At 46.8% G+C, this 15070-nt stretch carries 16 protein-coding genes and 1 pseudogene; 12 read left to right on the forward strand and 5 right to left on the reverse strand.

The window, feature by feature from the left end; all coding sequences use genetic code 11:
- Together R3177_RS07785 and R3177_RS07790 are read left to right on the forward strand one after the other, a co-directional pair.
- A partial coding sequence (locus R3177_RS07785; RefSeq protein ID WP_318970489.1) for an electron transfer flavoprotein subunit alpha/FixB family protein occupies positions 1–174 on the forward strand: 174 nt, incomplete at its 5' end.
- 113 nt (positions 175–287) lie between these two features.
- Positions 288–785, forward strand: coding sequence for a GNAT family N-acetyltransferase (locus R3177_RS07790; protein ID WP_318970474.1), 498 nt, complete (start codon positions 288–290; stop codon positions 783–785).
- A gap of 57 nt (positions 786–842) precedes the next feature.
- Here the strand turns inward: R3177_RS07790 and fur are convergent, their stop codons facing one another.
- Positions 843–1283 (reverse strand): ferric iron uptake transcriptional regulator, encoded by a 441-nt coding sequence (gene fur, locus R3177_RS07795; RefSeq protein ID WP_318970475.1) that lies wholly within the window; start codon positions 1281–1283, stop codon positions 843–845.
- A gap of 121 nt (positions 1284–1404) precedes the next feature.
- Here fur and R3177_RS07800 point away from each other — a divergent pair, with 121 nt between their 5' ends.
- A complete protein-coding gene (locus R3177_RS07800) occupies positions 1405–1902 on the forward strand; it encodes a DUF4442 domain-containing protein (protein WP_318970476.1) in 498 nt (165 codons plus the stop codon).
- 83 nt (positions 1903–1985) lie between these two features.
- Here the strand turns inward: R3177_RS07800 and fldA are convergent, their stop codons facing one another.
- From fldA to R3177_RS07820, 4 genes are read right to left on the reverse strand one after another with little or no spacing between them, the layout of a single operon-like run.
- Complete coding sequence (fldA, locus tag R3177_RS07805; protein ID WP_318970477.1) at positions 1986–2516, reverse strand: flavodoxin FldA; 531 nt, start codon at positions 2514–2516, stop codon at positions 1986–1988.
- Between the two features lie 14 nt (positions 2517–2530).
- A complete protein-coding gene (gene ybfE, locus R3177_RS07810; protein WP_318970478.1) occupies positions 2531–2803 on the reverse strand; it encodes a LexA regulated protein in 273 nt (90 codons plus the stop codon).
- Between the two features lie 15 nt (positions 2804–2818).
- On the reverse strand, positions 2819–3016 hold the full coding sequence (locus R3177_RS07815; RefSeq protein ID WP_318970479.1) for a DUF2788 domain-containing protein: 198 nt from the start codon (positions 3014–3016) through the stop codon (positions 2819–2821).
- A 49-nt stretch (positions 3017–3065) separates the two neighbouring features.
- A complete protein-coding gene (locus R3177_RS07820) occupies positions 3066–3881 on the reverse strand; it encodes an alpha/beta fold hydrolase (RefSeq protein WP_318970480.1) in 816 nt (271 codons plus the stop codon).
- A 68-nt stretch (positions 3882–3949) separates the two neighbouring features.
- On the opposite strand from R3177_RS07820, the gene seqA reads away from it, so the two are divergent.
- From seqA to R3177_RS07865, 9 genes and pseudogenes are all read left to right on the forward strand, one after another.
- Entirely contained in the window at positions 3950–4486 is a 537-nt protein-coding gene (gene seqA / locus R3177_RS07825; RefSeq protein ID WP_318970481.1) for a replication initiation negative regulator SeqA, read from the forward strand.
- 9 nt (positions 4487–4495) lie between these two features.
- Positions 4496–6145, forward strand: a complete 1650-nt coding sequence (pgm, locus tag R3177_RS07830; protein WP_318970482.1) for a phosphoglucomutase (alpha-D-glucose-1,6-bisphosphate-dependent) — start codon at positions 4496–4498, stop codon at positions 6143–6145.
- A 176-nt stretch (positions 6146–6321) separates the two neighbouring features.
- Positions 6322–8802, forward strand: coding sequence for a glycogen/starch/alpha-glucan phosphorylase (locus R3177_RS07835; RefSeq protein WP_318970483.1), 2481 nt, complete (start codon positions 6322–6324; stop codon positions 8800–8802).
- Between the two features lie 196 nt (positions 8803–8998).
- Positions 8999–9316: a GGDEF domain-containing protein gene (locus R3177_RS07840; RefSeq protein ID WP_318970484.1), complete on the forward strand. Its 318-nt coding sequence runs from the start codon at positions 8999–9001 to the stop codon at positions 9314–9316.
- Between the two features lie 51 nt (positions 9317–9367).
- Positions 9368–10414, forward strand: coding sequence for a succinylglutamate desuccinylase (gene astE / locus R3177_RS07845; protein WP_318970485.1), 1047 nt, complete (start codon positions 9368–9370; stop codon positions 10412–10414).
- Positions 10415–10587: 173 nt separating this feature from the next.
- Positions 10588–11772 (forward strand): thiamine pyrophosphate-dependent dehydrogenase E1 component subunit alpha, encoded by a 1185-nt coding sequence (locus tag R3177_RS07850; protein WP_318970486.1) that lies wholly within the window; start codon positions 10588–10590, stop codon positions 11770–11772.
- Complete coding sequence (locus R3177_RS07855; RefSeq protein ID WP_318970487.1) at positions 11772–12749, forward strand: alpha-ketoacid dehydrogenase subunit beta; 978 nt, start codon at positions 11772–11774, stop codon at positions 12747–12749. Before R3177_RS07850 ends, R3177_RS07855 begins: the two co-directional genes overlap by 1 nt.
- A 9-nt stretch (positions 12750–12758) precedes the next feature.
- Positions 12759–14336 (forward strand): dihydrolipoyllysine-residue acetyltransferase, encoded by a 1578-nt coding sequence (locus R3177_RS07860; RefSeq protein ID WP_318970488.1) that lies wholly within the window; start codon positions 12759–12761, stop codon positions 14334–14336.
- A 90-nt stretch (positions 14337–14426) separates the two neighbouring features.
- Positions 14427–15070, forward strand: a pseudogene (locus tag R3177_RS07865) (ATPase); the annotation flags it as partial.

The following is a 15070-nucleotide window of genomic DNA, read 5'->3' on the forward strand; positions in this document are numbered from 1 at the left end:
CTCTATATTGCGGTCGGCATTTCAGGCGCTATTCAGCACCTTGCCGGGATGAAAGATTCAAAAGTTATCGTTGCAATAAATAAAGACGCTGAAGCGCCTATTTTCCAGGTTGCTGATTATGGTTTAGTGGCAGATTTATTTACAGTACTGCCTGAGCTTGAGCAACAGCTCTGATTAGCCCTTAGCCTAAAAAGCCAGCTTAAGCTGGCTTTTTGCATTTTAGCTCTTGTTAGCGGCATCAACTCCGTCTTAAGATGAGTGACTTATTTGTCAGGGACGTCATATCCATGCCTGTAGTGATCCGTCATGCTGAACCGGTTGATATCGAAGCGATTAAAGCTATTTATGATCAGCCAACGATATTTGCCAACACGTTACAGTTACCCTATCAACCGGTCGCCAGCTGGCAGAAGCTGTATAACGCCGGTGCCGGCTTTTATAATCTGGTGGCCGAGGTTGAAGATCAGGTCGTTGGACAGTTAGGGTTGCAGGTTTGTCAGAACCCCAGACGCCGCCACGTTGCAGAATTAGGAATGGGAGTAATGGAAGAGTATCAGGGGCAGGGGATAGGCTCTGCGCTGTTACGGGCAGCGCTGGAAATGGCCGATAACTGGTTGAATATCCGCCGGATGGAACTGACAGTATACAGTAGCAATGAGGTGGCTATTGCATTGTATGAACGCTTCGGGTTTGAAGTAGAGGCAGAGCTGGCAGACTTTGCTTTTCAATATGGTAAATACGTCAGTGCCCTGGTGATGGCCAGAATTAATACTGCCATAGCCTGATAATCAGTAAGGTTGTCCAACCACGGCAGACAAAGCTGCCGCTATTATTTTTATCACTTAATGAGAACTGGCGTTTTTCTGGCATTGCTCTGTATCTTTACACTCTCCGTATAAGTACAGACTGTGATGGGTCAGCTTAATACCATTACGCTCGGCTATCTCCAGTTGCTTAGCCTCTATCGTCTCATCTTCAAACTCGATAACCTTGCCGCATTTCAGGCATACCAGGTGATCATGATGGCTATTACCCGTTAATTCAAAAACCGACTTCCCTCCTTCAAAGTGGTGACGGGTCAGAATGCCTGCATCATCAAATTGGTTCAGAACCCGGTATACCGTTGCCAGCCCAATATCTTCACCCAGTTCTAACAGGATTTTATATACGTCTTCAGCGCTGATATGCTGATGATTTGGATCTTGTAAAATCTCGAGTATTTTGACCCGCGGCAGGGTAACTTTCAGGCCGGCCTTGCGTAGCTCATGATTATGATCTGACATAAAAAACTCTGTCTTGCTGGTGGATTTGCTTCGATTATAAAGACATTAGCACAATATTGAAATGGCCGGGTAGTGCTGATTTATGCCAGCCAGTCTTGTACTTTCAGTTCAGCAAGTTAAAATGCGTTATTTAGAGGTCATACCAGGTGATATTATGCGCTGGGCATTTAAACCACAAATCATGCGAAGACTATTAAATTACTGGCCCCCTTTTTTATTTACTGGTATCGAAGTGGCTTATTTGGCTGATGATTACCGTTTTGCCAGAGTAGAGCTTAAAAACCGCCCGTGGACCCGTAATATTAACAGCAGTCAGTTTGGTGGTTCTATGTTTGCGATGACTGATCCGATATACCCTTTGCTGTTAATGGGTAGTCTGGGTAAAGAATATATGGTCTGGGACAAACAGGCAGACATTGACTACATAAAACCCGGGATTGGCAAACTGACAGCCGAATTTTTACTGACAGATGAAACAGTGGAAGATATCAGACAGAAAACTGCGGCGGGTGACAAGTATTTTCCAGAATTCCTGGTGCATATAAAAGACAAAAATAATGAGATTGTCTGCGAAGTAAACCGTACCATTTATATCCGCAAAAAACCGAAATATCGATAGCAGCAACGGCTGTGAATCATTTAAACCGTTAGCAAAGCTTAAAAAAAGAGGCGTGAGCCTCTTTTTTTAATATCCTGCCACAATCACAAATCAGCAAATGCCTGCAGGCTCATTTCATCATATATCTGTTTGCACCATTGTTTTACCCGCTGTTCAGTAAGCTCTGGTTGCCGGTCTTCATCAATACCAAGACCAATAAAATGGCTGTCATCAGCTAAGGCCTTAGAGGCAACAAAGTTATAACCTGCAGTAGGCCAATGACCCACTATGATTGCGCCTTTAGGCTCAATGATATCGCGCAGCGTGCCCATCGCATCCAGAAAATATTCAGCATAATCTTCCTGATCACCGCAGCCGAATATCGCTACTAACTTATTGTTAAAATCAATATTATCCAGTTCAGGGAAAAAATCATCCCAATCACATTGTGCTTCGCCATAATACCAGGTGGGGATGCCGAGTAGCAGCAGATCAAAGCTGGCAATATCTTCTTTGCTGCTTTTTGCAATATCACGGATATCTACCAGCTCCTTGCCCAGCTCTTTTTGGATCATCTTCGCGATATGCTCAGTGTTGCCGGTATCGCTACCGAAAAATATTCCTACAGTTGCCATGGTTTATTGCCTTCTTACCTGGATAAAGCCTGCTCTAAAAGTTGTTCAATAAAGGTACTGCGAGTCGTATTGGCCTGTTCAGCAGCCTGTGTCAACGCTGCATACAACTGACCAGACACTTTAAATTCAATACGCTTTAGCCCGTTACTACGATCGCGTTTGATTTGATTGCGCTTATTAAGCTTTAGCTGTTCTTCGCGTGGCAGCGGATTGGTTTTAGGTCGCCCCGCGCGTTTGTCAGCAGCAAACAAATCAAGAGTGGTGCGATCAGTGGCGATTTTGGCCATTAATCTCAACCCTTGTTATTCGAAAAAGTGCTGGACGACAGTTTTAATCACAAACACCAAGGGTGATAAAAACAATACCAGCCAGACAAAAAAGCGTCCCAGACGCGGTGCCTGACTCTTTTTCAGCACATCATTAATAGCCAGCACGATAAAAATATACAAAACGGTTAAACCCAGCCATAAACCCAGGGTTTCAAATTGTGCTATGGTCATCAATCCTGGCCATACTGAAAAAAATTGGCGGCACTATAGCATAAAAAAGTTATTTTTTAGTGTTCTGGCTCAATAAAAAATCCCGGACCAACTTGGCAAAAGCGACTGGTTTTTCGGCATGCAACCAATGACCAGTGCCATTTATGATTTTTGCTTCGGCTGCAGGAAAATAACGCAGGATCTGTGACCGGTGCTCCGGCAGAATATAGTCAGAGTTTCCTCCTTTGATAAAAAGAACCGGTTTATCGTATTGTCCGTCTAGGGCCGGGGCAGTTAGCAACTGGTCATAACAATGCTCAAGGGCAGTTAAATTAAAGCGCCAGCTGAAGCCCTCGTCGGTTTTATGCAAACTTTTTAATAAAAACTGGCGAACGCCGGCTTCACTGATATAGCCAGCCAGTTGCTTATCTGCATCTGCCCGGCTGCTGATTGTTTGCAGGTCAACGGCCTTTAAACCGGCAAATATAGCCTGATGGCTTGGCTTATAACTGACCGGAGCAATATCAGCGACAATAAGCTGAGTTACCCGTTGCGGATAAGTCAGCGCAAATGCCATTGCCAGTTTGCCACCAAGGGAATGCCCTAACAAAGCACACTCGTTAATATTCAGGCTATCGAGCGTAGCCGCTAAATCAGCAACCATGCTGCTATGATCCATTTTATCTTTGTGTGGTGATTGACCATGATTAGGTAGATCAATGCTGATTATCTGCCACTGATCCTGCAGTGCCCGGCTGATGCCTGCCAGGTTGTCGTAACTGCCAAATAAGCCATGAATAAGGACCAGGGGTTCGCCAGTACCAACACGGTGGGTATGTAATATCATCTCTAACTCACTGAAAAAGTTAAGGTGATATTTTAACAAATTAAGCCGCTGGCGTCAGTGGCAAAGGCTTTATATAATGAGCCAACTTTAAGTTGACGGAAAACCCTATGAAAACCATTGAAATAGAAGACGATTTGTATCATTACATAGCCGCGCAGACCCGCCAGATTGGGGAAAGTGCCTCTGATATTCTCCGTCGTTTACTGTTAGGTGAGCAGCAGGTCAGTCCATCCTCAGTCAAGAGTAGCCCGGAGGCTCTAGCAGAACATGCCACGCCAGCGACAACAACGGGCAGAGATAACAACCCGGGCAGCATATTTGATCTGGTAAGTCGTCAGGATTTACAGGCAGAGTCCAGTGTGGTGGGACGATTTCTATATCTGCTGTCGGTGTTGGCACGGGTTCATAAAAAACAATTCAGCAAAGTACTTGAGATAAAAGGACGTAACCGTCTTTATTTTGCTACCTCTGCAGAAGCTTTGTCTGAAGCTGGCAGCAGTACCAATCCGAAACAAATACCTAATACCGGTTTCTGGGTAATTACTAATTCTAACACCACCAGAAAAAAAATGATGCTGACCGAAACTGCAGTCAAACTGGGTTATAGTGAGCAGGACGCCGAGCGGATCCGCGATTTATTATAAGGAAAGAGTATGTCTTTACATCCCCTGGCAGGCCAGCAGGTGCCCAATGATCTTATTCCAAATATCAGCCGGCTAATGACGGCTTATTATGTGCTGGAGCCTGATGTCCATCAGTATCCGGCGCATAAAGTGAGTTTTGGCACCTCTGGCCATCGGGGCAGTGCGCTGGCTTGCTCATTTAATGAACCGCATGTGTTAGCCATTTGTCAGGCAATTGCCGATTACCGTAAGACTCAGGGGATCACGGGTCCATTATTCTTGGGCAAAGATACCCATGCCCTGTCAGAGGCGGCATTTGCGTCAGCACTAGAGGTGTTAATCGCTAATAAAATTCAGGTTTGTATCCAGAAAGATTTTGGCTATACCCCGACACCGGTTATCTCGCATGCCATTCTTACCCAGAATGAGGGTGCCGACAGCAGGCTGGCTGATGGCATTGTGATCACCCCTTCACATAACCCGCCACAAGACGGTGGTATTAAATACAATCCGCCGCATGGCGGACCGGCAGATACTGAGGTAACCAACTGGATAGAGCAACGGGCAAATGCGCTGTTGGCCAAAGATTTAGAGGGGGTCAGAATGATGCCCTATAACCTGGCCATTCAGTCTGGCTACTGCCAGCATATTGATTATATTCAGCATTATGTTGACGATTTAGAAAATGTCATCGATATGGCGGCTATTGCTAAATCCGGTATCCGGATTGGGGTCGATCCGCTTGGTGGTTCAGGTATTGGTTACTGGCCACGAATTGCTGAGAAGTACGGCCTGGATATTACGGTTGTGAACGATAAAGTTGATCCTGCTTTTGCTTTTATGCCACTTGATAAAGATGGCCAAATCAGAATGGATTGCTCATCAGCCTGTGCCATGGCGAACTTAATTCAACTGAAAGACCAGTTTGATATTGCCATTGGTAACGACCCGGATTTCGACCGTCATGGCATTGTTACCCGCAGCGGCGGTTTAATGAACCCGAATCATTACCTGGCAGTTGCAATTAATTATTTATTGTCAAACCGGCCACAGTGGTCTGCCAGTCTGGCCATCGGTAAAACTCTGGTTTCCAGTGCATTGATTGACCGTGTCGTTGCTGCCCGCGGCTATAAATTATGTGAGGTTCCTGTCGGCTTTAAATGGTTTGTTACCGGCTTAACTGACGGCAGTCTGGCATTTGGCGGCGAGGAGAGTGCCGGTGCCAGCTTTTTACGTTTAAATGGTAAAGTCTGGTCAACTGATAAAGACGGGATAATTTTGGGGTTACTGGCTGCCGAAATGCTGGCGAAGACCGGCGTTGATCCGTACAAGCAGTATCAGGCGCTGACTAAAGAGCTGGGTTCACCATTATACCGGCGCTTAGATGCACCGGCGTCGGCTGAGCAAAAAGCAGCTCTTAAATCGCTGGATATTGCCAGTGTTACTCAGACTGAGCTTGCCGGTGATCCGATACTGGCGGTACTAACTCAGGCACCTGGCAATGGTGCTGATATTGGCGGGGTTAAAGTGGTTACCCGTAATGGCTGGTTTGCCGCTCGCCCGTCGGGCACTGAAAATGCTTATAAAATTTATCTGGAAAGCTTTGCAGATCAGGTACATTTACAACAACTGGAGCAGGATGCCAAAGCCTTTGTAGAGAAGGTTTTCAGCCGTATCTAACCGTTAGTGGGGCCGTAATTACTATGTAATTTAATTACAATTGCGGCCTTTATTTTGCCAAATGATGCAAATTGAGGTATCGTTTTCGTAATATTTCTACATTAAACAATAATATCAGCTGATTCAGCGATATTGATTTGCTTCATTAATACGCTTAGTAAATTTCAGGATTGGCAATGACGAAAGCAACCCCACCTAAAACCGCTGCTGGCGGTGCATTAACCGAACAGCTTAAACAAAATATCATTAAACATTTGCATTCGAGTCTGGGTACGGATGTCAATAAAGCCAGTCATCAGGCCTGGTGGCGGGCGACTTGCGCTGCGGTGAATGAGCAGGTATTTGATGGTTTACGAAATACCCAACGCACCCATTACCAGCAGGATACCCGAGCCCTGCATTATTTCAGTCTGGAATACCTGATGGGCCGTTTATTCAGCAACAACCTGCATAATTTAGGTTTATACGAACAGGCTAAACAGGCGTTATCAGAGCTGGGCATTAATATTGCTGATCTGGAAGATCAGGAAGAAGATATGGCACTTGGCAATGGTGGCCTTGGCCGTTTAGCGGCTTGCTTTATTGATTCACTGGCAACGCTTAATTATCCGGCGATAGGTTATGGTATTCATTACGAGCACGGCCTGTTTAAACAAAGTTTTCAGGATGGCCGTCAGATTGAACGGCCTGACAGCTGGCGGGAATACGGTAATCCGTGGGAGATCTGCCGGCCGGAATCCGTGCAGGAAGTGTCAGTATATGGCTATGTTGAAACGGTCTATGACTTGCAGGGTTCAATGAAAAAAGTCTGGCACCCGGGCCGAATTATTAAAGGTGTACCATGGGATATTCCGGTAGTAGGTTACCAGGGCAGCTCAGTTAACGTATTACGGTTATGGGAAAGCCGGGCCAGCGATTTTTTCAACTGGGATGTGTTTAACTCCGGTGGCTATATTGATGCGGCACGCGAGAATATTGAAGCTGAAACGATATCTAAAGTGCTTTACCCCAATGACGAAACAGATGCAGGTAAGGAACTGCGGCTTATTCAGCAATATTTTTTCTGCTCCTGCTCGTTAAAAGACATTATTCGCCGTTATAAAAGAGCCCATGGCGATGACTGGCGGCAATTCCCGCAACAGGTTGTGATTCAACTGAATGACACTCACCCGGCAGTGGCAATTCCGGAGCTGATGCGTATTCTGATTGACCGCGCAGAAATGGGGTGGGATGATGCCTGGGCGTTATGCCAGCAGGTGTTTGCCTATACCAACCACACCTTGCTGCCAGAGGCGCTGGAGCGCTGGCCGGTACGGTTATTTGAAAAAGTGTTGCCACGCCATATCGAAATTATTTATGAAATTAACCGCCGTTTCCTGGTTGAGCAAGTTGATGTGTTGTGGCCAGGTGATAATGCCAAAAAACGTAAGCTGTCTATTATCGAAGAAGGCGATGAGCCTATGGTCCGGATGGGGCATTTATCTGTGGTCGGTTCGTTCAAAGTTAATGGTGTCGCCGAGATCCACTCTAAGCTGGTGCAGTCAGATTTGTTTCCGGAAATGGTTGCGCTATGGCCGGATAAGTTTACTAATGTTACCAATGGTGTGACCCCCAGGCGCTGGTTAAAAGCCTGTAATCCCAGATTATCTAAACTACTGGATGATAAAGTCGGCCCAGGCTGGCCGGTTGATCTGAAATTATTAAGCAAGCTGGCCGATTTTGCTGATGATCCGCAGGTTCAGGATAGTTTTATGGCGATCAAGCAACAGAACAAGGCTGATTTAGCTCACGAAGTGAAGAAGTTAACCAAAATTGATATCGATCCGGCAGCTATTTTTGATATTCAGATAAAACGGCTGCATGAATATAAACGCCAGCATTTAAACCTTTTACATATTCTGGCTTTATACCGGCGTATTTTACAAAATCCAGATTACGATATGGTTCCCCGGGTATTCTTTTTTGGCGCAAAGGCCGCGCCGGGGTATAAACTTGCAAAAGAAATTATTTATGCCATCAACAAAATTGCGGACAAAATAAACAATGATAAGCGGGTAAAAGGCCGGCTTAAAGTGGTTTTTATGCCAAATTACCGGGTTACTTTGGCCGAGAAAATGATCCCCGCTGCAGATGTTTCTGAGCAAATCTCAACAGCAGGTAAAGAAGCTTCAGGTACTGGTAACATGAAGCTGGCCTTAAACGGCGCGGTAACAGTCGGGACCCTGGATGGCGCCAATATTGAAATTGCCGAGGAGGTTGGCAGTGACAATATCGCGATTTTTGGTTTAACCGTAGACGAAGTGAAAGCATTGCATATCAGCGGCTATCATAGCTACGACTACTATCACAATAATCCGGAAATCAAAGCGATTCTGGACTGGCTGGAGACCGATTATTTTACACCGGGCAAACCTGGCGAGCTGGCAGCAATTAAACACAGCTTGCTGCAAGGCGGCGATCCTTACCTGGTGCTGGCAGATTTTGAGTCTTATGCCAACGCCCAGCAGCAGATTGACAGCTGGTACCGCGATAAAGCGGGCTGGGCTAAAAAGGCTATTCTTAATACCGCGCTGGTAGGCAAATTTACCTCTGACCGCTCTATTGAGGATTATGTCAGCCGGGTGTGGCAGCTAACAGCATGTAAAGTGAGCAGTTAAAGTCGCTATACAACATAAGCATCTGACAAACCCATCGAAAGATGGGTTTTTTATTATTTTTTTGCTGACGTCAGGTTTGCTTGATTAGAGCATAGCTGTCAGAGGTATCACAGTTATGGCATAGTAGTGGCCCTAATATTAGCAACGATTACGACAACTTTACTAATAGTGGCTGCAGATATTTTGAAACACGCCGGTGCAGGCCTGTAAGCAATTTATGCGTTCAAATGATATTTTTGGCCGGATTGGCGGCGAAGAGTTTGTTATTATGATGCCGGGTTGCGGGCTAGTTAAAGCCACGTTGCTGGCAGAAATTTGCCGCGATGCTATCGTCAGTATTGATTGCAACAGTATTGAACATCAGTTTAGACTTAGCGCCAGTTTTGGGGGCAGCGGCAGTGCTAACAGTGGTTATGATGTTAAAAAACTACTGGCCAACGCCAACAACGCAATGTATCAGGCAAAAGCCAAAGGCCGTAAACAGGTCGTCGAATATCAGCAAACTGAGCACTAATACCTTCGCTATTAGTGGTTTTGATTTGCTAAGCGCATGGAGTCGTCATTTATGCTAACGCAACTAATACCTGCGGCAGATTTTCTTAAACTTACCCTGGAAAATCCGGATGGCCTGGCGCCATTTCAGTTTAAGCTGGATAACGGGACTACAGTTCAGGTGTGGGACACAGGCGTTATTTGTTTTGAACCGATTGGAGTAACAACCGACGATATAGTGCTGTCTTGCGGAGTGCATGGCAATGAAACGGCACCGATTGAAATTTGTGCGGCGATAGTCCACGACATTCTGACGGAGAATTTAACCCCATCGGTACGGTTGTTAGTCCTGTTTGGTAATCCGCCGGCTATTATTGCCGGCAAACGCGAAATAACTGAAAATCTGAACCGGCTGTTTTCCGGCCATCATAGCAAAGGAGCAGGTCTGATTAACGCTGAAAGGCGCCGGGCTAAAGCGCTGGAGCAATATGTCAGCCAGTTCTTTCAAGCGTCACACGTAACCGGAGGGGGTACGCGTAACCGCTGTTTGTACGATTTACATACTGCAATTCGTGGTTCCCGGTTTGAGAAGTTTGCGGTATGTCCTTTTTTACATGGTAAACCCTGGAGTAAGGCTGAGTTCACGTTTCTGGCAGCCTGTGATGTAAATACTGTCCTTCTGATGCAAACGCCTGCTACCACGTTCAGTTATTACGCATCTAACGAACATGGCGCGCATTCTTTTACCATTGAATTGGGCAAGGTAAAGCCGTTTGGCCAGAATGACATGAGCCGGTTTGCCAGTGCTGATAGGAGTTTACGGGCGCTAATCTGCAATGAGCCGGTAAAAGGCGGTACTTTTAATCAGCAACAATTTAATATGTATCAGGTATATCGGTCGATAACTAAACAAACTCAGGATTTTAAACTGCATTTTGCTGATGATATCGAAAACTTCACCAGTTACCCGGTCGGTACCTTACTGGCAACTGATGGTGATATTGAGTACCGGGTTGAACAGGAAGGTGAAGCGTTAATTTTCCCCAATGCGAAAGTGGCTGTGGGGCAGCGTGCCATGTTGATGGTAATTCCGGCAAAGGTGGCTGACAATCTGGTCTGACAGGCGTTGTAGCCTGCCAGTTCCGGGCTGACAGACAGTAAATATAACCTGACAGCTCAGCCAGCGGTCAGGTTTTTTTGTGGCCTGGCACGGTTGCAATGCAGTTTACGTAAAGGTAAAGTTCCCGGCAAATAACGATAAGCGACAGCGTGTCCACAACCCAAGAGATTGCTATGACAAACCCTAATAACGCCACCATCACCACGGTGCATACTGCAGCTTTTACTGCCGGTGATGCGTTAAAAATCCCGACTCTGCGCATTCTGCAAGACGATGGTAACCTTTACGACGGTGCTGATAAACCCTCACTCGACAAAGAAACCGCTCTGAAAATGTACGACACCATGGTATTTACCCGGGTGCTGGATGAACGGATGCTGGCTGCGCAACGCCAGGGCCGGATCAGTTTCTATATGCAGTGTCTGGGTGAAGAAGCAACCACTGTAGGCAGTGCGGCGGCATTGGCCGAGCAGGATATGATCATGGCACAATACCGTGAGCAGGGCGCATTACGCTATCGCGGTTTTACGCTGGAACAGTTTATGAACCAACTGTTTTCTAATGAAAAAGATTTAGGAAAAGGCCGGCAGATGCCGGTACATTACGGTAGTAAAGATATTTACTATATGACAATTTCTTCCCCACTGGGTACTCAGATCCCGCAGGCCAGTGGCTATGCCTATGCTCAGAAGTTGCGCGGTTTAAGTAATACCACAATTTGTTATTTTGGTGAGGGTGCCGCCTCAGAGGGCGATTTCCATGCCGGTTTGAATATGGCCGCGGTTCATAAGGCTCCGGTCATATTCTTTTGTCGCAACAATGGTTACGCGATATCAACGCCGGCCAATGAGCAATTTGTCGGTGATGGCATTGCGTGCCGGGCAGTGGGGTATGGTATGAAAGCACTGCGCGTTGATGGTGCTGACATTCTGGCGGTATATCAGGCGACAAAAATGGCGCGGGAACATGCACTTAAACACAATGAGCCGGTGCTAATTGAGTCGATAGCTTATCGGCTAGGCGCGCATTCGTCGTCAGATGATCCAAGTGGCTACCGTTCTAAAGAAGAAGAGGAGCTGTGGCGTAAAAATGATCCTATTTCCCGCTTCCGGTTATGGCTGGTTAAACAAGGCTGGCTGGACGAAGATGCTGATAGAGCCAAAACTGACCAGCTGCGTACTGAGATACTCGACGCGCTGAAAGTAGCTGAGAAAGTGGCTAAGCCAGGCATTGAACACTTAATCTCTGATGTTTATAAACAACCGATCCCGGCATTACAGCAACAGTTAGATGAATTAAAACAACATATCAGAAAATACCCGGATGCCTATCCGGTGACGTCGGGGAGAATGGATTAATGGCAAAAATGAATATGCTGCAAGCGATTAATAATGCGCTTGATATCGCCATGGCTAAAGATGACGCTGTCGTGTGTTTTGGTGAAGACGTTGGCCATTTCGGCGGCGTATTCCGGGCGACCAGTAAGCTGCAGGAAAAATATGGTAAAGCCCGCTGTTTTAATACGCCGTTAACTGAGCAGGGCATTGCCGGCTTTGCTAATGGCATGGCAGCGCAGGGCATGAAACCGGTAGCGGAAATTCAGTTTGCTGATTATATATTTCCGGCGTTTGATCAGATCGTTAACGAAACAGCCAAGTTCCGCTACCGCTCAGGTAATGAGTTTAATGTCGGTGGCGTAGTATTTCGCAGCCCCTATGGTGGCGGTATCGCCGGGGGACATTATCACAGTCAGTCACCGGAAGCCTATTTTGCACATACCCCGGGTTTAAAAGTGGTCATTCCCCGGGATCCTTATCAGGCCAAAGGTTTGTTACTGGCGTCTATTGCCTGTGACGATCCGGTTATATTTTTCGAGCCGAAAAAACTTTACCGGGCATCAACCGGTGAAGTACCTGAAGATTACTATGAAATTGAGCTGGGTAAAGCTGAAGTTGTGCAACAGGGCAAGGATGTAACTGTGCTGGCCTGGGGTGCTCAGATGGAAATAGTTGACAAAGCCGTGGCAATGGCCAAGGAGCAGGGCGTGTCCTGTGAAGTTATTGATTTACGCAGTATTTTGCCGTGGGACGCGGAGACTGTTGCGGCGTCAGTTCAGAAAACCGGCCGGCTGGTTATAAACCACGAAGCACCGTTAACCGGTGGTTTTGCCGGCGAAATTGCAGCAACCATTCAGAAAATGTGCTTCCTCTATCTGGAAAGCCCGATTGAACGGGTATGTGGTTTAGATACGCCGTATCCGCTGGCATTGGAAAAAGAATATGTTGCCGATCATCTTAAAACCTACGAAGCGATTATGCGCTCGGTTAACTTCTAAGGAGATGGCATGAAACAGGATTTTATTCTGCCGGATATTGGCGAAGGTATCGTTGAGTGCGAAATCGTCGAATGGTTGGTCAGTGAAGGTGATACCATTAAAGAAGACCAGCCGGTGTGTGATGTCATGACCGACAAAGCACTGGTCCAGATCCCTGCAGTACATAATGGCGTGGTAAGCAAACTGTATTACGCCAAAGGTGAAATCGCTAAAGTGCATGCACCGTTATTTGAGATGGAAATTGCTGATAGCGCAGCAGTTACGAATAAAGCCAAACCGGTTGCTGATAAAGCATACGCGCCAGCCGCGCCAGCTCAAGCCTCAGGCAGCGCAGTGGGTACCAACAGTCGTACTGAAGATTTTATTCTGCCGGATATTGGTGAGGGCATTGTGGAATGTGAAATAGTTGACTGGCTGGTAGCTGAAGGCGATACCATCGAAGAAGATCAGCCGGTGTGTGATGTCATGACTGATAAAGCGCTGGTGCAAATTCCGGCTAAATATTCAGGCGTTGTCAGTAAGTTGTACTACGCCAAAGGTGACATTGCCAAAGTTCACTCGCCATTGTTCGCCATGCAGTTAGCTGCTGAAGCCGCGACGGCAGCGCCTCAGGCAGCAACAGCAGCGCAAACTCAAAATGTGCAGAGCAGGCCAGAATCTAATCCTGCGCCAGTCAGCAGTGGCAAGGCATTGGCCAGCCCGGCGGTTCGCAGGTTAGCACGGGAACTGAACGTTGACTTGACTAAAGTAACGGGTTCTGGTGACAAGGGCCGGGTATACAAAGATGATGTTAAAGCTTACGCTGATGGTAATGTTAATAAAGCCGTTGAACCCAAAGCAGAAACAAGAACAGCAGCTCCGGCACAGGTTACTGCTCAGGCTGCAGACAGGGTTGAGCCCATTAAAGGGATTAAAGCTGCGATGGCGAGACAGATGGCAGACTCAGTCGCCACAATACCGCACTTTACCTATTGTGAGGAAATCGATTTAACGGCGTTGATAGCGCTGCGGTTAAGCCTGAAAGACAGTTATGCCAAGCAAGGCGTGAAACTGACGATGATGCCGTTTTTCATGAAAGCCCTGTCACTGGCGATTAAAGATTTCCCGGTAATGAACAGTCAGCCAAACAGTGAATGCACCGAGTTACGCTATTTCAGCGAGCATAATATCGGCGTAGCAGTGGACTCCAAAGTAGGGTTACTGGTGCCTAATGTTAAAGGCTGTCAGGCTAAATCGATAGTTGATATTGCCCGTGAGCTCGGGCGTTTAACGGATGCTGCCCGTGAGGGCCGCGTGAGTCCGGCAGATTTAAAAGGTGGCACTATTACCATCTCTAATATTGGTGCTATTGGCGGAACCGTTGCTACCCCCATTATTAATAAACCCGAGGTGGCGATAGTAGCGCTGGGAAAAGTACAAACCCTGCCGCGCTTTAATGCCAAAGGCGACGTGGAAGCCAGACAGCTTATGCAGATAAGCTGGTCAGGGGATCACCGGATTATTGATGGTGGTACCATTGCGCGTTTTACCAATCTGTGGAAGCAATATCTGGAGCAACCCTCCTCGATGCTGGTAAACATGATTTAAGCAGTTGGCAAGGTAGCGCCTTTCTGATAAAACCCACGTTAACCGTGGGTTTTTTTATGGCTGGCGTAGCAGCAGGTACAGGGAATAGCGATGTATGAATTTGACGATTTAAGAGTACTGGTGCAGGCAAAAAGTCCGTTAATTGTCATTGAGACTTATGAAGAATTGCGGGCGCTGGCGTTAATAAAGCGTTTAGCAATAAATTTAATGCGCCCCCTGTTTCAGTGGACCATTACCGATGGCCTGCTACGCATTGACCGTGAGAGCAGCCCCCAGGCTTTTAATACCGAGCCGGCACAGTTGCTTGCGCAGATAAAAGGCACCCGCATTCCGGGTATTTATGTGTTGTGCGATTTTCATCCTTTTTTAACTGAGCCAAGACATATCCGGTTTATTAAAGAGATAGCTCAGGCGCATGATAGTCTGGGACATACCGTTATTTTACTCAGCCACGCATTAGAAACCCCACCTGAACTGGCACGGCTTAGTTATCGTTTTCAGTTATCATTGCCAGGTGAGCAGCAAATAAGGCAGATGATCAGTGAAGCGGCTGAGAAATACAGCCGCGAACATGGTCAAATGGCACAGATGGCGCCCGCTGACATCAGCGCGCTGGTCAGTAATCTGCATGGGCTGACATTCGATGAAGCAAAGCGCTTAGCTTACAAAGCAATAGCAGATGACGGTGCTGTTACCAAAGCTGATATACCCAGAATCAACCGGGCTAAATTTCA

Source organism: Arsukibacterium sp. (genome assembly GCF_033722355.1).
Lineage (GTDB): Bacteria > Pseudomonadota > Gammaproteobacteria > Enterobacterales > Alteromonadaceae > Alishewanella.